The organism is Hyphomicrobiales bacterium (genome assembly GCA_002869065.1).
GTDB lineage: Bacteria > Pseudomonadota > Alphaproteobacteria > Rhizobiales > Rhodobiaceae > Rhodobium.
In genome coordinates, this window is record PKTR01000007.1 from 237,454 (window position 1) to 254,264 (window position 16,811).

13 protein-coding genes are annotated in these 16,811 nt (G+C 63.2%); 3 read left to right on the forward strand and 10 right to left on the reverse strand.

All coding sequences use genetic code 11. The features are described 5' to 3' along the window. Window positions 1-82: 82 nt before the first annotated feature. The 6 genes from C0606_17955 to C0606_17980 all read right to left on the reverse strand — a co-directional run bounded on the left by C0606_17955 (window position 83) and on the right by C0606_17980 (window position 9,241). Window positions 83-1,159 carry a branched-chain amino acid ABC transporter permease gene (locus C0606_17955; GenBank protein PLX35966.1) on the reverse strand — a complete coding sequence of 359 codons (1,077 nt, stop codon included), beginning with the start codon at window positions 1,157-1,159 and terminating at the stop codon, window positions 83-85. After that, on the reverse strand, window positions 1,159-1,539 hold the full coding sequence (locus C0606_17960; protein ID PLX35967.1) for a glyoxalase: 381 nt from the start codon (window positions 1,537-1,539) through the stop codon (window positions 1,159-1,161). The genes C0606_17955 and C0606_17960 overlap by 1 nt, the downstream gene beginning before the upstream one ends. Before the next feature lie 6 nt (window positions 1,540-1,545). Continuing rightward, window positions 1,546-2,514 carry a branched-chain amino acid ABC transporter permease gene (locus tag C0606_17965; GenBank protein ID PLX35968.1) on the reverse strand — a complete coding sequence of 323 codons (969 nt, stop codon included), beginning with the start codon at window positions 2,512-2,514 and terminating at the stop codon, window positions 1,546-1,548. A gap of 10 nt (window positions 2,515-2,524) precedes the next feature. Further along, window positions 2,525-3,340: an ABC transporter ATP-binding protein gene (locus tag C0606_17970; GenBank protein PLX35969.1), complete on the reverse strand. Its 816-nt coding sequence runs from the start codon at window positions 3,338-3,340 to the stop codon at window positions 2,525-2,527. Continuing rightward, entirely contained in the window at window positions 3,337-5,325 is a 1,989-nt protein-coding gene (locus C0606_17975; protein ID PLX35970.1) for a long-chain fatty acid--CoA ligase, read from the reverse strand. The genes C0606_17970 and C0606_17975 overlap by 4 nt, the downstream gene beginning before the upstream one ends. Before the next feature lie 385 nt (window positions 5,326-5,710). After that, a complete protein-coding gene (locus C0606_17980; protein ID PLX35971.1) occupies window positions 5,711-9,241 on the reverse strand; it encodes an indolepyruvate ferredoxin oxidoreductase in 3,531 nt (1,176 codons plus the stop codon). Between the two features lie 76 nt (window positions 9,242-9,317). On the opposite strand from C0606_17980, the gene C0606_17985 reads away from it, so the two are divergent. Then, window positions 9,318-9,575, forward strand: coding sequence for a DUF2164 domain-containing protein (locus C0606_17985; protein ID PLX35972.1), 258 nt, complete (start codon window positions 9,318-9,320; stop codon window positions 9,573-9,575). 61 nt (window positions 9,576-9,636) lie between these two features. Here C0606_17985 and C0606_17990 read toward each other — a convergent pair whose 3' ends face one another. The 3 genes from C0606_17990 to C0606_18000 all read right to left on the reverse strand — a co-directional run bounded on the left by C0606_17990 (window position 9,637) and on the right by C0606_18000 (window position 13,045). Continuing rightward, window positions 9,637-11,226 (reverse strand): tripartite transporter, encoded by a 1,590-nt coding sequence (locus C0606_17990; GenBank protein PLX35973.1) that lies wholly within the window; start codon window positions 11,224-11,226, stop codon window positions 9,637-9,639. 10 nt (window positions 11,227-11,236) lie between these two features. Beyond that, on the reverse strand, window positions 11,237-11,776 hold the full coding sequence (locus tag C0606_17995; protein ID PLX35974.1) for a C4-dicarboxylate ABC transporter permease: 540 nt from the start codon (window positions 11,774-11,776) through the stop codon (window positions 11,237-11,239). 180 nt (window positions 11,777-11,956) lie between these two features. After that, entirely contained in the window at window positions 11,957-13,045 is a 1,089-nt protein-coding gene (locus C0606_18000) for an ABC transporter substrate-binding protein (protein ID PLX35975.1), read from the reverse strand. Between the two features lie 343 nt (window positions 13,046-13,388). On the opposite strand from C0606_18000, the gene C0606_18005 reads away from it, so the two are divergent. Further along, window positions 13,389-14,135 carry a gamma-glutamyl-gamma-aminobutyrate hydrolase gene (locus tag C0606_18005; protein PLX35976.1) on the forward strand — a complete coding sequence of 249 codons (747 nt, stop codon included), beginning with the start codon at window positions 13,389-13,391 and terminating at the stop codon, window positions 14,133-14,135. A gap of 83 nt (window positions 14,136-14,218) precedes the next feature. Next, window positions 14,219-15,325: a hypothetical protein gene (locus tag C0606_18010; protein PLX36025.1), complete on the forward strand. Its 1,107-nt coding sequence runs from the start codon at window positions 14,219-14,221 to the stop codon at window positions 15,323-15,325. Window positions 15,326-15,406: 81 nt separating this feature from the next. Here the strand turns inward: C0606_18010 and C0606_18015 are convergent, their stop codons facing one another. Beyond that, window positions 15,407-16,810: a C4-dicarboxylate ABC transporter permease gene (locus C0606_18015; protein PLX35977.1), complete on the reverse strand. Its 1,404-nt coding sequence runs from the start codon at window positions 16,808-16,810 to the stop codon at window positions 15,407-15,409. Window position 16,811: the final 1 nt, after the last annotated feature.

Consider the following 16,811-nt stretch of genomic DNA (forward strand, 5'->3'; position numbering starts at 1 on the left):
CGTTATCGCTTTTGCTTGTTTGTCGGAAACCGGCTCGCCTCCGCCCGGCAGCGCCGGGCGATCTCTGTGTTGTGTTCCGCACTCAGTGCGGGAACGGCCACATTCTCAGTTTTTCCTTCGCCGTGCGCCACAGGGCGGCAATGCCGTGCGGCTCGACGATCAGGAACAGAATGATCAGTGCGCCGACCGACATCAGCTGGAGATATTCCGACAGGTCCGTCGGCCAGCCGAATGCGTCGACGAAGATGTTCTTGAACAGCACCGGCAGCAGCACCATGAACGCCGCCCCGACGAGCGAGCCGAAGATCGAGCCGAGACCGCCGATGATGACCATGAACAGCACGAGGAAGCTCTGGTTGATGCCGAACGCTTCCGTCACTTCGGCCGCGCCGTGCCAGACCGAGAAGAACAGCGCGCCCGCCATGCCGATATAGAACGACGAAACGGCGAAGGCCGACAGCTTCGTCATCAGCGGGTTGACGCCGATGATCTCGGCCGCGATGTCCATGTCGCGGATCGCCATCCAAGAGCGGCCGATACGCCCGCGCGTCAGGTTGCGCGCGACCCAGCCGAAGATGAACACGATCGTCAGGCAGAACAGATAGGTCACGACCGGGCTGGCATTCGGCCCCGTCACCGCGAAGCCGAAAATGGTGCGCTCCGTCGCCGTGATCTGGCCGGTGGCCGAGTAGTTATAGAACCACGGCACCTTGTTGAAGAGCCAGACCAGGAAGAACTGCGCGGCAAGTGTCGCCACCGCCAGGTAGAACCCCTTGATCCTGAGACTCGGCAGACCGAACAGGATGCCGACGAAGGCTGTGACGCCGCCCGACAGGACGACGATGAGGAAGAAGTTTAGGTCCGGGAACGCCGTCATCAGCTTGTAGCAGGCATAGGCCCCCACAGCCATGAACCCGCCGGTTCCGAGCGACACCTGGCCACAATAGCCGGTCAGGATATTGAGCCCGAGCGCGGCCAGCGCGAACACCAGGAACGGAATGAAGACCGCTTTTTCCCAGTACGGATTGATGAAGAACGGCACCACCAGAAAGGCGATCGCCACGATGATCCAGAAGGCCCAGAAGTCGAAGCGGATCGGGAAGGTCGCCTGATCCTCCCGGTATGTCGTCTTGAACTCGCCTGCTTCGCGATAAAACATCAGACGCTATCCCACTCTCTAGCGTTTTTGGCAAAGTCGCTGCGCTGTGGATCGACGACGCAGAAACGGTGTCCCGTCGGCGCTTCCATCACGATCCATTGCTTCACTGCCCCAATTTCCCGTGCGCCAAGTGCGAGCAACCTGTCGCGCTCCGCAGCCTTGTCGTCGGTCTCGAAGTCGAGATGAACACGCGGCTCGTGCTCGACGGATTGAATCAACACCCGGGCGTCCCCCTTCGGTTCTTCCAGAACCGCATACTTGCCATCGCCATCGACCTTGCCCGGCAGGCCGAAAACGCCTGACCAGAACGTCAGTGCATCACCGAGGTCGTCGGTCTTGCAGTCGATCACGAGGCACCCGAGCCGGCTCTTGTGAGTCATGCTGCGTCAGACCCTTTCGATGATCTTTTCGCCGAACAGCCCTTGCGGCCGGAACAGCAGGAACAGAAGCGCCAGCATGTAGGCGAACCAGTTTTCGGTGGCGCCGCCGATCATCGGACCGACCCACAACTCGAAGATCTTCTCACCAACCCCGATTATCAGTCCGCCGACGATGGCGCCGGGGATCGAGGTGAAACCGCCGAGCATCAGCACCGGCAGGGCTTTCAGCGCGATCAGCGACAGCGAGAACTGCACGCCCGATTTCGCGCCCCACATGATGCCCGCCACAAGCGCGACGATGCCCGCCACCGACCACACGATCCACCAGATGGTCTCGAGCGAGATGCCGACCGACAGCGCCGCCTGATGGTCGTCGGCGACCGCGCGCAGCGCCCGACCCATCTTGGTGTATTGCGAGAAGATGGTCAGCGAAACGACAAGGATGATGGCGACGATCGCGGCTGCGATCTCGAGCTTTTCGACGAACATGCCGGTCGCATCGATGATCGTGTCGGAGGGGCCGGACGGCAGCCCAACATCGAGCATCTTGACGTCGGCACCCCACATCAGATCGCCCAGACCTTCGAGCACGAAGGCAAGACCGATGGTCGCCATGAACAGGATGATGCCTTCCTGATTGACCAGGTTCTTCAGCACCACCCGCACGATGAGCCAGGCAAGACCGATCATCACCACCAGCGTCAGCGCGATCGCGACGATCGTCGGGAAACCGGGCCCCCAATTGTGGATCTGCGAGCCGAACATGGTGTTGATGAGGTGCGCGAACGGCACCTGGCCGGTCTGGAAGCCGACCAGGGTGAGTGCCGCGAACAGCGCCAAAACGCCCTGGGCGAAGTTGAAGATGCCCGACGCCTTGAAGATGAGCACGAAGCCAAGGGCCACCAGCGAGTACATCACGCCGGCCAAAAGGCCGGAGATCACGACTTCCCAGAAAAACGGATCGATCAGAAGCATCAGGTTTTCCTCAGTCGTGGCTGACGCCGAGATAGGCGTCGATGACGTCTTGATTGGTGCGCACCTCGTCCGGCGTGCCGTCACCGATCTTCTTGCCGTAGTCGAGCACCACGACGCGGTCGGAAAGGTCCATGACCACGCCCATGTCGTGCTCGATCAGCGCGATCGTCGTGCCGAACTGCTGGTTCACATCGAGGATGAAGCGGCTCATGTCTTCCTTTTCCTCGACGTTCATGCCGGCCATCGGCTCGTCGAGGAGGAGAAGCTTCGGTTCTGCGGCAAGCGCGCGGCCAAGCTCGACCCGCTTCTGCAGACCGTAAGGCAAGCGCCCGACCGGCGTTTTGCGGATGTGCTGGATCTCGAGGAAGTCGATGATCCGCTCGACCACTTCACGGTGCTCGATCTCCTCACGCACCGCCGGGCCGGTCCACAACGCCTGCCAGAACATGTTCTTCTTCATCATGGTCAGGCGCCCGGTCATGATGTTGTCGAGCGTCGTCATGCCCTTGAAGAGCGCGATGTTCTGGAAGGTGCGCGCGATGCCCTGATAGGCGATCTCGTGCGGCTTCATCGGTTTGCGCTTTTCTCCGCGGAACCACACCTCACCCTCCTGCGGGTGATAGAAACCGTTGATCACATTCAGCATCGACGTCTTGCCGGCACCGTTCGGGCCGATAATCGCGCGGATCTCGCCTTCCTGGATGTCGAACGAGATCGCCGTGATCGCCTTGACGCCGCCGAACGACAGCGACACGTCCTCGACGCGCAGCAACACTTCACCGCTCTTCTTCGGGGCGGTTTCCGCAGAATTGGTCGACACGCTCATTCCGCGGCCTCCTGAACGGTCTCGGACCGGACCGGGTGCATGGTCATGTCACGGATCTGCACCGTCGCCGATACCTTGCCCGTGCGGCCATCCTCGAAGGTCACTTCCGTCTCGACAAATTTCTCGCTCGACCCGTCATAGAGCGCTTCGATCAGCGTCGCATAGCGTTCAGCGATGAAGTTACGCCGCACCTTCTGCGTCCGGGTCAGTTCGCCGTCATCCGCATCGAGTTCCTTGTGCAGCACGAGGAACCGCTTGATCTGCGAGTTCGCCACCCGGGGCTCGCCCGCAAGGTCTTGGTTCACCTTGTCGACGTGTTCCTCGATCATCCCGTAAACATCGGGATGTTGCGCCAGTTCCTGATAGCTCGCATAGGCGATGTTGTTGCGCTCCGCCCAGTTGCCGACCGCGTTGAGATCGATATTGATGAAGGCGGTGCAGAAGTCGCGTTCATCGCCGAACGCCACCACTTCCTTGACGTTCGGGAAGAACTTCAACTTGTTCTCGATATATTTCGGCGCGAACATCGTACCGTCGGCGAGCTTGCCGACATCCTTGGCGCGATCGATGATCTTGAGCTGGCCGTCGGTATCGAAGAAGCCGGCGTCGCCGGTGTGCACCCAACCGTCCTCGGTCATGGTGTCCCGCGTCGCCTCTTCGTTCTTGTAGTAGGCGACGAACCGGCCCGGGCTGCGGAACACCACCTCGCCGTCATCGGTGATCTTGATGTCCACATTCGGCGCCGGCGGACCGACCGTGTCGGAGCGCACATGACCGTCTTCCTGGCAGGTCACATAGAGGAACGCTTCGGTCTGGCCGTACAGCTGTTTCAGGTTCATGCCGAGCGAACGGTAGAACGAGAACAGGTCCGGGCCGATCGCCTCGCCGGCGGTGTAGGCCACGCGAATGCGCGAGAAGCCGAGCACGTTCTTCAGCGGCCCGTAGACCAGCAGGCCGCCAAGCGCATAAAGCAGGCGGCCGCCAAGCGGCACCGGCTGCTTGTTGAGAATCTTCTCGCCGTACTGCTTGGCCACGCCGAGGAAGTAATTGAACATCTTCTGCTTGAACTTGCCCGCATCTTCCATGCGGATCATCACCGTCGTCAGGTTCGCCTCGAAGACGCGCGGCGGAGCGAAATAGAAGGTCGGACCGATCTCGCGCAAATTCTGCGCCGCCGTTTCCGGGCTCTCCGGACAGGCCGTGCAGAAGCCGGCGACGATGCCCTGGGCATAGTTCAGGTAGTGGTCGCCGACCCAGGCGAGCGGCAGATAGGCGAGCGCCTCGTCATTTTCGGTCAGCTTGTCGAACTTGACCGTGTCGGTCGCAGCCGCCACGCAGCGTTCGCCCGACAGCATCACGCCCTTCGAGCGCCCGGTGGTGCCCGAGGTGTAGAGCATGACGGAGATGTCGGAGCCCTTGCCCGCGGCGATGCCCTCTTCCCAGGCCTTCTTCGCGCCAGCATTGGCGGCCATGATCGCCGCGCCCTGTTTCTGGACCTCTTCGAAGCTGTGCAGATGGGTGTGGTCGTAGTCGCGAAGCCCGCGCTGATCGTCATAGATCACCTGCTTGAGCATCGGCACCTGCTCCGACACTCCAAGCACCTTATCGACCTGCTCCTGGTCCTCGACGACGGCGAAAACCACCTCGGCGTGGCTCAGCACATAGGCCATCTCCTCGGCAACCGAATCCGCATAGACCGGCACAGGAACACCGCCGAGGCTCTGCGCGGCCAGCATGCCCCAATAGAGCCGCGGCCGGTTGCTGCCGATGATCGCGACCTTGTCGCCGGCACCGAAACCGAGCTCTTTCAGCCCGATGGCGAAACGGCAAACTTCGTCGGCGACCTCGGACCACGTCCAGGTCTGCCAGATACCTAGGTCTTTTTCACGAATTGCCGGCTTGCCCCCCCGGACCGCCGCATTCCGCAACAAGAGCTTTGGGAAAGTGTCCCCGTCCGCGGACGCTGCCGTCAGCGTTCCCGTCATCGCGTTCCCTCTCCAACGACCGGGAATTTATCCCCCCGGTTCGATTATCGTTTTTGTCTGGAACTCACTAAATCGAACACCGTGCGGCAAATCAAGCCCGTCCCGCGCAAACCAAAGTCGAAATCCCGGGCTCAACCCGTGAAATCGGCTATTTTCCTCATGATTTCAAAAATTTGAATGTTTCTAGAGAGCTCCTGAAACGGCTCGCAGGGACACTTTGCAACAGAATCGAAGAGAAATTCCGCCACGCGAGCAGTTTCTGCTCGCCCGCTGCGCGACGAGGTCTTGCAACCACGCTCTCAACCGCAGATTTGGGCATTTTGCACTTGCGAAAACCCATCTCGCATTTGCGAAATAAATACCCCGAAGCAAGGCGCCGAGCGGACTATTCGGCCGCTTCCGCCATCGTCGCCGGCTGGCGCAGGGCTTCAAGCAAGCGCTTGCGCTCGGCCTCTGCCGTCTCGACCGACGCTTCCTTCACATGGCCGAAACCGCGTACCTTGTCGGGCCAGCCGGCAAGGTCGGCAGCCCGCACGAGCGTCGCAGCATCGAGCCCGGACAACATCGTTTCGATATCCGCCTCGTAGTCGGCAAGAAGCCGGCGCTCCATACGCCGCTCCGCGCTGTGACCGAAAGGATCGAGCCAGCCGCCGCGCATGCCACGCAGCGAGGCGACAAAGGGCATCAACCGCAGCATCCAGCCGCCATAGCGCGCCTTCTTCAGATGCCCGGTCTCGGGATCGTTGCCGGCAAGAAGCGGCGGCGCGAGATGGATCGACAACCTGTCCCAGCCCTCGAATTGCGCGTCGAGCTGGCGGCGGAAACTGCCGTCGCTGAAGAGCCGGGCGACCTCGTATTCATCCTTGATCGCCATCAGCTTGTAGAGATTGCGCGCAACCGTCTCACTGAGCGCGCCCGGCGCACCGGCAACCACCGTTTCGGCCGTGATGACGCGATCCATCAGCGCCCGGTAGCGCTGGCCATAGGCGGCGTTCTGATAGGCCGTCAGCGCCTTCTGACGATGTTCGATGAGCTCGACAACGCTCGGCGGCGCCTCTTCGCCGGAAACGCCCTCGGCCCCGCCGGCCGCCGCTTCGACCGCAGCCCGGTCATGTGCCGCCATCCGGCCCCACTGGAACGCTGCCTGGTTCATCGGGATGGCAACGCCATTCATCCGGATTGCTTCGAGAATCGCCTCCGCACCGATCGGCACCGCACCGAGCTGATAGGCATAGCCCAGCATGAACATGTTGGTGGCGATCGCATCACCGAGCAGCGTCGTCGCCAGCGCCTGCGCTTCGAGGAACTGCGCCCTGCCCGCGCCGGCTTTGTCGGTGATCGCCTTGACGAGTTGCTTCGTCGGCAGCGAGTAGTCGGCGTTGCGGGCAAAATCTCCCGGCAGATATTCATGCAGATTGACGACCACCTCGGTGCGCTTGGGATCGATGGCCGTCAGCACCTTGGCCGAGCCAACCACGACCATATCGCAGCCGAGCACCAGATCCGCTGTACCTGCGGGCACGCGGATCGACTTGATGTGATCCGGATCGGACGCCAGCCGCACATGGCTCGTCACCGCGCCGCCCTTCTGCGCCAGCCCCGCCATATCGATGATGCCGCAGCCCTTGCCCTCGATATGGGCGGCCATGCCGAGCACCGCGCCGATGGTGACGACACCCGTTCCGCCGATGCCGGTCACCAGCATGTTGAAGGTGCTGTCGAGCGACGGCAGCGCGGGATCGGGCAACGCTGCGAACCGGTCCTCGCCGTCGCCGGCACTTGCCGCAACGCCGCTGCCCTTGCGCAACTTCGCGCCGTGCACCGTCACGAAGCTCGGGCAGAAGCCCTTCACGCAGGAGAAATCCTTGTTGCAGGCCGACTGGTCGATCTGCCGCTTGCGACCGAACTCTGTCGCGACCGGCTGGATAGCGATGCAATTGGACTGGATACCGCAATCGCCGCATGCCTCGCACACCGCCTCGTTGATGACGACACGGGCATCCGGATCGGGGAACAGGCCCCGTTTGCGCCGCCGCCGCTTCTCCGCCGCACAAGTCTGATCGAAGATCAGCACCGTCATGCCCGGGATGGCGGCAAGTTCGCGCTCGACGGCGAGCAGCTCGTCGCGGTGATGGATCGTCGTCCCGAACGGCCAGGCGGTCGCCGGCGGGTACTTGTCCGGCTCGTCGGTGACGATGACCACCCGCTTGGCGCCTTCGGCAGCGACCTGCGCCGCAATCCGGTCGACCGTCAGCGTGCCATCATTGGGCTGTCCGCCGGTCATCGCGACAGCGTCGTTGAACAGGATCTTGTAGGTGATGTTGACGCCGGACGCGGCGGCCGCGCGGATCGCCATCATGCCCGAATGGTTGTAGGTGCCGTCGCCGATGTTCTGGAACACATGGCCGCGCGTCGAGAACGGCGCCTCGCCGACCCAGTTGGCGCCCTCCGCACCCATCTGCGTGTAACCCTCGGTCTTGCGATCCATCCACTGGACCATGTAGTGGCAACCGATGCCGGCATAGGCGCGACTGCCCTCAGGAATATGGGTCGAGGAATTGTGCGGGCAGCCGGGACAAAAATACGGGATGCGGGTCGCCACGTCGCTCGCCTGCCGCAGCCGCTGCTGCGCGTCCTTCAGCGCCGCGACACGGCCTGCCAGGTCCTCGCGCTCGGCGTAAGCGAGCAGCCGTTCGCCGATAGCCACCGCGATATCATTGGCGTCGAGCGCGCCCTTCGACGGGAACAGCCATCCGCCCTCCTCGTCCTTTTTGCCGACGACGACCGGCGCGTCGCTCATACCGTAGAGCGCTTCCTTCAACTGCCACTCGATCAGCGAGCGCTTTTCCTCGACGACGATGATCTTCTCGAGTCCGGCAGAGAAATCCCGTGCGCCGTGCGGGTCGAGCGGCCAGGTGCAGCCGATCTTGTAGAGCCGGAGGCCGAGATCCGCCGCGATCACCTCGTCGATGCCGAGCGCATCGAGTGCTTCGAGCACGTCGAGATAGCTCTTGCCGGTGGTCGCGATGCCGAGCCGCGGCTTCCGCCCGCCGCCAAGTATGATGCGGTCGAGCCGGTTGGCCCTGAGAAACGCCATCGCCGCCGGCAGCTTGAAGTCGTGCAGCTTGGCTTCCTGCGCGACCGGCGAGATACCGGGGCGAATGCTGAGCCCGTCCGGCGGCATCGCCACGCCCTCGGGCAGCACGATCGACACCCGGTCGATCGAACCGTCGACCACCACCGTCGACTCGATCGTATCCTTGACGCATTTCAGCGCCGCCCAGGTACCGGCAAAGCGCGACAGCGCCCAACCGATCAGCCCGTAGTCGAGCAGTTCCTGAACGCCGGCCGGATTGAGGATCGGGATCATCGCGTCGACGAAGGCGAATTCCGACTGATGCGCCGTCGTCGAGGATTCGCAGGTGTGGTCGTCGCCCATCAGCGCGAGCACGCCGCCATTCGGCGAGGTGCCGGCGAGATTGGCGTGACGGAACGCATCGCCGGAGCGGTCCGCGCCCGGACCCTTGCCGTACCAGATGCCGAAAACGCCGTCGAAGCGACCCTCGCCGCGCATCTCCGCCTGCTGCGTTCCCCAAAGAGAGGTCGCCGCGAGATCTTCGTTGATCGCCGTTCGGAACAGGATGTCGTTCGGTTCGAGCAGTTTGCGCGCGCGCCAGAATTGCTGATCAAGCGAGCCGAGCGGCGACCCGCGATAACCGGTGATATAGCCCGCCGTCGACAGGCCTGCCGCCGCGTCGCGCGCCTGCTGCATGAGGCACAGCCGGATCAGCGCCTGCGTGCCGGTCAGGAAGACGCGGGACTGGTCGAGATCGTACTTGTCGTCGAGAGTGACCGTGCGCGGCGCCATTGATTCCTCCGGCTGTCGTGGTTGGGTGGCGGCACCCGATGACAGCATGTCCAGTTATCTTGGGCAAAACAAGAGCTTGGCAACGCCAGAGAGCGCCGTCAACTGCGGGAGAGAGAAGTCAGCCATGTCTGAAATCACCTTGCCTAAAACGGCCAGAGATGCCCTCACCGAAAAGATCATCGGCTATTTCGACGCCGAACTCGGCCAGGAGATCGGCCATTTCGACGCCGCCTTCCTGCTCGATTTCTTCATGAAGGAGATCGGGCCGGTGTTCTACAATCAGGCATTACTGGACGCCCAGGCGGTCCTTTCGAAACGGCTGGATTCCATCACAGAAGCGATTTCGGAACTCGAAAAGCCACTCGATGACGCGCTGCGCTGAAGTCTGAGCGCAGCCCCGCCCGCACCCGACAGGCGCGGACGGTTATGCGTTTCAGCCCGCCCTAACGTCCGTAGACGATGGTCGGCAGCCAGGTCGCCAGATCCGGCAGGTACCAGAGCACGGCAAGCGCAAAGAGCTGGATCAGCACGAACGGAATGATGCCGATATAGATGTCGGTCGTCTTCACCGACGGCGGCGCAACACCGCGCAGATAGAACAGCGCGAAGCCGAAGGGCGGCGTCAGGAAAGACGTCTGCAGGTTGATTGCCATCATGACGCCGAGCCAGACCGGGCTCATCGGCATGCCGTTCGGCATTTCCATCATCAGCAGGATCGGCGCCACCAGCGGCACCACCACGAAGACGATTTCGAGGAAGTCGAGGAAGAAGCCGAGGAAGAACATCAACAGCATCACGGCGATCATCGCACCGAGCGCACCGCCCGGCAGGCCGGTCAGCGCCTCATGCACCATTTCCTCGCCGCCAAGACCGCGGAACACCAGGCTGAACAGCGCAGCACCGATCAGAATGACAAACACCATCGAGGAAATCTGCGTCGTCGAGCGCATCACCGAGACGAGCACATCCTGGTTCCAGACCCGCCACAGCGCGACCAGCAGACCCCAGGCAAGGCCGACACACAGCACCACCGCCAGAACGATGCCGATCATGTCGCCGGTGCCGATCTCGGTGCGCGCGACGCGCAGATCGACATAGGCGGTCAGCACCAGAACGCCGATCAGCGACGCCGCCGCGATATAGATCGGCAGCGGCCGGTTCTCGGCCAGCCGGTAGCCGGCGAGAAGCGTCGCGCCGACCGCACCGACGGACGCCGCCTCGGTGGGCGTCGCGATGCCGGCGAGGATCGAGCCGAGCACCGCAACGATCAGCACGATCGGCGGCAGCAACGCATGCAGCACCTGGCTCAGCGTCACCGATCCGGCCTCCTCTTCCGGCATCGCCGGCGAGGTATCGGGCCAGAAGATCGCGACGAAGATCTGGTAGAGCATGTACATGCCGACGAGCAGCAGGCCCGGAATCAGCGCGCCTGCGAAGAGGTCGCCGACCGACACCGTCTCGGGCGAGAAGATGCCCATGTCGAGCTGCGCCTTCTGATAGGCGTTCGACAGCTGGTCGCCGAGAATGACGAGCACGATGGAGGGCGGAATGATCTGGCCGAGCGTACCGGCGGCGGCGATCGAGCCGCAGGCGAGCCGCGGGCTGTAGCCGCGCTTCAGCATGGTCGGCAACGAGAGAAGCCCCATGGTGACGACGGTCGCGCCGACGATGCCGGTGGACGCGGCAAGCAGCGCGCCGACGATCGACACCGAGAGGCCGAGACCGCCGCGCAGCCGGCCGAACAGCCGGCCCATCGTCTCGAGCAGTTCCTCAGCAACCTTGGAGCGCTCGAGCATCACGCCCATGAACACGAACAACGGCACCGCGATCAGCACCTCGTTGGTCATGGTGCCGAAGATGCGTTGCGGGAACGCCTGCAGGAACGACAGGTCGAACACGCCGGCCGAGTAGCCGATCACGGCGAAGATCAGCGCCGTGCCGGAAAGCGTAAAGGCCACCGGGAAGCCGGCGAGCAGAAGCACGCAGACCACCGCGAACATCAGGACGTCGAGAGTATGTGCAAAACCTTCCATGACCGCCCCCTCACTCGCTCTCGGTGACAGCGCGGAGAGCCTTCAGCTCACCTTCGTCGCCGCCAAGCGCCAGCAATGAACGCAACATCATGGAAACGCCCTGCAAGCCCATCTGCACCGCAAACACGATGATCGCGGTCTTGAGGAGATAAACGCCCTGGATACCCGAGGTTTCCTTCGAGCCTTCCATCACCGCCCAGGAATTGGCGACATAGCCCCAAGACACCCAGACAATGAGAACGCACACGGGAACGAGCAGGACCAGGCTGCCGACCAGATTCACCATCGCCTTCAGCCGGGGATTGGCTTCCCGGTAGAAGATATCGACCCGCACATGGCCGTCGTCGTGCAGCGTGTAGGCGGCTGCCAGCATGAACAAGAGGGCATGCATGTAGACGATCGATTCCTGCATCCAGATCGAGCCCATGCCGAACACGTAGCGTCCGACGACGACGACGAACTGGACCAGTACGATCAACAAAGCGAACCAGGCAACGAAACGACCGATGCGGTCGTTCACGGCATCGATGGCAGCGGCAAGCGCGCGCATATGCCCTTACTCCCTATTCCCCGAGGGGCTGCGCCATCCCGGCGTTCCCTCACCCCTTCTGCGTTGCCTGCACCTGTCGGGCGGCTGCGGATTCAGAGGCGTGAGCCAAGTGTGGAAAGGGCGCGAACACCGATCAAAGGTGTCCGCGCCATTCCTGTTTTCAGACGAAATGTCGTCGGATTACGAGCCGAGCACCCGCGAGCGGGCGTTCAGATAGGCCTGCTCGGCGATGCCGCCCCAGTTGCCCAGATCCGTACGCGCCTTGGCGAAGCTCTCGTAGATGCGCTTGCCCATGTCGTCGTCGGCAGCGGCGGCGACCACTTCGTTGCTGACCTTGCCGATCGCGTCGAAGACTTCGTCCGGGAACTTCTTGAGCTGGACGCCGTGCTTGTTGATCAGCGTGTCGAGCGCGGTACCGTTGTTTGCGTTGAATTCCGCATACATGGAAGCGGCATCGGCCTTCATCGCAGACTTGATGATTTCCTGGTCCGAAGCAGACAGCTTGTCCCAGACGCCCTTGTTCATGCCCGAGGACAGAACCGTGCCCGGCTCATGGAAGCCCGGATAGTAGTAGTACTTGGTGACCTTGTAGAAGCCGAAGGCCAGGTCGTTCCACGGGCCAACCCACTCGGTCGCGTCGATGGCGCCCGACTGCAGCGACGGGAAGATTTCGCCGCCCGGCAGCGAAACGGCGGTCGCGCCGAGCTGGCGCAGGACTTCGCCGCCGAGGCCCGGCATGCGCATCTTCAGACCCTTGAGGTCTTCAAGCGTGTTGATTTCCTTGTTGAACCAGCCGCCCATCTGGACGCCCGTGTTACCCGCGATGAACGGCTTGATGTTGAAGCCGGCTGCGAGTTCGTCCCACAGCTCCTGGCCGCCCATATTGTGCACCCAGGCGTCCATTTCCGCGGCCGTCAGGCCGAGCGGCACGGCGGCGAAGAAGTTGAAGCCCTTGTGCTTGCCCTGCCAGTAGTACTCGGCGCCGTGATACATGTCGGCGGTACCGGTCGAAACGGCGTCGAACGACTCGAACGGCGGCACCAGTTCGCCAGCGGCGAACAGCTTCACGGTGATGCGGCCATCGGTCATGGTCGTGATGCGGTCGGCGAGACGCTGCGCACCGGTGCCAAGGCCCGGGAAGTTCTTCGGCCACGTGGTGACCATCTTCAGCTCCATCTTGCCTTGGGCGAGAGCCGGAGCGGCAAGAGCCGAACCAGCAACAGCACCACCGGCAAGACCGGCTTTCTTCAGGAACGAACGGCGATCCATGGATTTCCTCCCAAAAGGTCGAAACTCGAAAATGAGTCGGTGAGAGTCGGGTATCCCCTTTTTTTCTCCCGACCCGTACGAGACCGCAGAGGGTGCGATCTCCTGCCAAGAGTTAAAGCGCAAACCTCATCGGCATACAAGGGTCTGCAGCCAAATGGGCAGATATTCTGACCACTTGACGCAAGGAGCAGACCCCTCCGCGACGTCACCCGCAGCATCGGCGCCAGCGGGCGGCAATGACCGTCTCGCCATTGTCGAAAAACTGTGGCACTCATAGGCCGCGCCCGCGACCCGGGCGCCGCTCTTTTTCGGGCGGCCGTCTCAAAATAAAAAGCGAACGAACATGACCGCACCCGTCATTCTCGTCACCGGCGACGTCAGGAACTTCGAAAACTATTTCTGGCACGCCGCGACCTCGATCTACATGAACGCCGTCGTCTCGGGCGCCGGCGGCATTCCGCTCATCCTGCCCGCCCTTGGCTCGCGCATCGACATCAACACCGTGCTCGACCGGGTCGATGGCGTGCTCGCAACCGGCTCGCGCACCAACGTCCACCCGCAGACCTACGGCGTCATGCCGGCGGAAAAATACGAGCCCTACGACCCCGATCGCGACGCGACCACGCTGCCGCTGATCGAAACGACGATCGCGCGCGGCATTCCCCTCCTTGCGGTTTGCCGGGGTTTTCAGGAACTCAACGTGGTCCTCGGCGGCACGCTTGCGACCGAAATCCAGGAACAGCCGGGCCGCATGGACCACCGCGCACCGGCATCGGACAGTCAGGACGAACGCTTCCGCCTGGTGCACGATCTGATCCCGACCGAAGGCGGACGTCTCGCCTCGATCGTCGGCGACGGACCGATCCGCATCAACTCGATCCACCGCCAGGGCATCGACCGCCTCGCCGACGGGCTGACCGTCGAAGGCGTGGCGCCCGATGGCGTCATCGAGGCGGTGTCGGTTACCGACGCACCGGCGTGGACGCTCGGCGTGCAATGGCATCCGGAATACTGGGTCGACAGCGATCCGCCCTCGAAGCAGATCTTCAACGCCTTCGGCGACGCCGTCCGCGCCCGCCTGAGCGCCTGACTGACCGGCCGACCGTGACCGAGGCGAAGCCGCATAACCCGGTCATGGTCGCGCTTGGCGGCGCGATTGCGCTTGCCGCGGCCATGGGCATCGGCCGCTTCGCCTACACGCCGATCCTGCCCTTCATGGTCGATGGCCTCGGCATGACCGCCGCCGAGGCGGGCGTCCTCGCGTCGGTGAATTATCTCGGCTACATGCTCGGCGCCCTCGCCGGTGCCCTCGCCGTGCTGCCCGGCGGCAGGCGCCTGTGGTTCCTGACGGCCCTTGGCGTCAGCGCGGCGACGACGCTTGCCATGGGCATGACGGAAAGCATGGGGCTCTTCCTCGCGCTTCGTTTCGCGTCCGGCGTCGCCAGCGCCTTCGTGCTGGTCTTTTCCTCCGCCCTCGTCCTTGACCGGCTCGCCGAATCCGGCCGCTTCGGCCTCTCCGCGTTGCATTTCGCCGGTGTCGGCAGCGGCATCGCGCTGTCCTCCGTATTGATCGCAGCGCTTGCGACAACCGGCCTCGACTGGTCCGGCCTGTGGCTGGCGAGCGGCGCCGTCGCCCTCCTCGCCCTTCTTTTCGCGACCGTGCTGGTACCCCCCGAAGGCGCCGCACCTGCAGCTCCGCCAAAGCCGACGAAGCGCGAGCCGATCAACCCCCGCCTCGTCGCCATCGTCGTGGCTTACGGCCTGTTCGGCTTCGGCTACGTCATCACCGCGACCTTCATTTCGACCATCGTGCGCTTTTCCCCGCCGGTGCAGGTTCTCGAACCCTATGTCTGGCTTGCCGTCGGCCTCGCCGCCGCGCCCTCGGTTGCCTTCTGGGGGCCGATCGGACGGCGCATCGGCAACGATCGCGCCTTCGCGCTCGCCTGTCTGGTCGAAGCAATCGGCGTCGCCGCAAGCGTGTTCGACACATCGAAACTGGCGATCCTGCTCGCCGCAATCCTGCTCGGCGGCACCATCATGGGCATCACCGCACTCGGCCTGATCCATGCCCGTGCGCTCACCAAGGGCGATCCGCGCCGCTCGATGGCGCTGATGACCGCCTCCTTCGGCGTCGGCCAGATGGTCGGCCCGACCTTTGCCGGATATGCGCACCAGCTCGGTGACAGCTTTCTTGTTCCAACGCTGATTGCGGCCGGCGTTCTCCTCGTCGCGGCCTTTCTCGTCACCCCGCCCTGGCGCATGTTCGAACGCCGCGACTGATCCGTTTTCCTCGCCAGCCGAAAGAAAACGCCGCACCCGAAGGCGCGGCGTCTGCTGTTCAATCTCTAAGACGTGGCAACGCTAGTGCAGCGTCACCACTTCCGGCCCCATCAGCGATACCGGCAGGAAGGTCGAGATCCACGGCACGTAGGTGACGATGACCAGGAAGATCGCCAGGATCGCCAGCCACGGCAGCGCCGCCTTGACGACCGCCATCACCGGCATGCCCGCGACGCCTGATGTTACGAACAGGTTCAGACCCACCGGCGGTGTGATCATGCCAATCTCCATGTTCACCACCATGATGATGCCGAGATGAATCGGATCGATACCGAGCTGCATGGCGATCGGGAACACCAGCGGAGCGACGATGACGATGAGGCCCGAGGGTTCCATGAACTGCCCGCCGATCAGCAGGATCACGTTGACCGCGATCAGGAAGGTCCACCACGAGAAGCCGTAGTCGAGCATCGCCGCGGCAATCGTCTGCGGCACCTGTTCGCTGGTCAGCACATGCTTGAGGATCAGCGCGTTGGCGATGATGAACATCAGCATGAAGGTGAGCCGGCCGGCTTCGAGCAGGGTCTTCTTGGTTTCGGGGTGATAGAACGCCGGAATGAAGGCCCGCACCACCACGAACAGATTGCGCGCAATCGCGGTACCGACCGCCTCGCCGTCCTTGCGCATCGGTACGCCTTTCAGCGGACCCATGTCACGATAGACGAAATTGGCGATAAGGAACGCGTAGACCGCGGCGACGGCGGCCGCTTCGGTCGGCGTGAAGATGCCGCCATAGATGCCGCCGAGAATGATGACGATCAGCATCAGGCCCCAGAACGCATCCGCGCCGGCGGCGATGATCTCTTCCCAGCCCTTCCACGGTTCCGCCGGCAGATGCTTGACCCGCGCGGCGACATAGATGCCGATCATCAGCATCAGACCGGCGATCAGGCCGGGGATGACACCGGCGAGGAACATGCGCCCGACCGACACGTCGGTGGCCGCCGCATAGACGACCATGACGATGGACGGCGGAATGAGGATGCCGAGCGTGCCGGCGTTGCAGATCACGCCGGCGGCGAAGTCGCGCGTATAGCCGACCTGGCGCATGCCGGCGATGACGATCGAGCCGATCGCCACCACGGTCGCCGGCGACGAGCCGGACAGGGCGGCGAACAGCATGCAGGCGAACACGCCGGCAATCGCCAGACCGCCGCGCATATGGCCGACGCAGGCAATCGCGAAGCGGATGATGCGCCGCGCCACACCGCCCGTCGACATGAAGGCCGACGACAGGATGAAGTAGGGAATGGCGAGCAGCGTGTAGTGCTCCATCGACTCGAACAGCTTGCCGGCGATGGAAGCCAGCGAGTCGGTGGAGAACGTCATCATGATGATCAGGCTCGACAGGCCGAGCGAGATCGCGATGGGAACGCCGATCAGCAGAAAGCCGATGACGAGGGCAAAGAGGATAATGGCAACCATA

Coding starts and splice junctions, on each gene's coding strand:
- C0606_17985 (PLX35972.1), top strand. CDS start 9,318: ATGTCTGAAATCACCTTGCCTAAAACGGCCAGAGATGCCCTCACCGAA.
- C0606_17960 (PLX35967.1), bottom strand. CDS start 1,539: ATGACTCACAAGAGCCGGCTCGGGTGCCTCGTGATCGACTGCAAGACC.
- C0606_17970 (PLX35969.1), bottom strand. CDS start 3,340: ATGAGCGTGTCGACCAATTCTGCGGAAACCGCCCCGAAGAAGAGCGGT.
- C0606_17990 (PLX35973.1), bottom strand. CDS start 11,226: ATGGAAGGTTTTGCACATACTCTCGACGTCCTGATGTTCGCGGTGGTC.
- C0606_18000 (PLX35975.1), bottom strand. CDS start 13,045: ATGGATCGCCGTTCGTTCCTGAAGAAAGCCGGTCTTGCCGGTGGTGCT.
- C0606_17995 (PLX35974.1), bottom strand. CDS start 11,776: ATGCGCGCGCTTGCCGCTGCCATCGATGCCGTGAACGACCGCATCGGT.
- C0606_17980 (PLX35971.1), bottom strand. CDS start 9,241: ATGCTGTCATCGGGTGCCGCCACCCAACCACGACAGCCGGAGGAATCA.
- C0606_18010 (PLX36025.1), top strand. CDS start 14,219: ATGGGCATCGGCCGCTTCGCCTACACGCCGATCCTGCCCTTCATGGTC.
- C0606_18015 (PLX35977.1), bottom strand. CDS start 16,810: ATGGTTGCCATTATCCTCTTTGCCCTCGTCATCGGCTTTCTGCTGATC.
- C0606_17965 (PLX35968.1), bottom strand. CDS start 2,514: ATGCTTCTGATCGATCCGTTTTTCTGGGAAGTCGTGATCTCCGGCCTT.
- C0606_17955 (PLX35966.1), bottom strand. CDS start 1,159: ATGTTTTATCGCGAAGCAGGCGAGTTCAAGACGACATACCGGGAGGAT.
- C0606_17975 (PLX35970.1), bottom strand. CDS start 5,325: ATGACGGGAACGCTGACGGCAGCGTCCGCGGACGGGGACACTTTCCCA.
- C0606_18005 (PLX35976.1), top strand. CDS start 13,389: ATGACCGCACCCGTCATTCTCGTCACCGGCGACGTCAGGAACTTCGAA.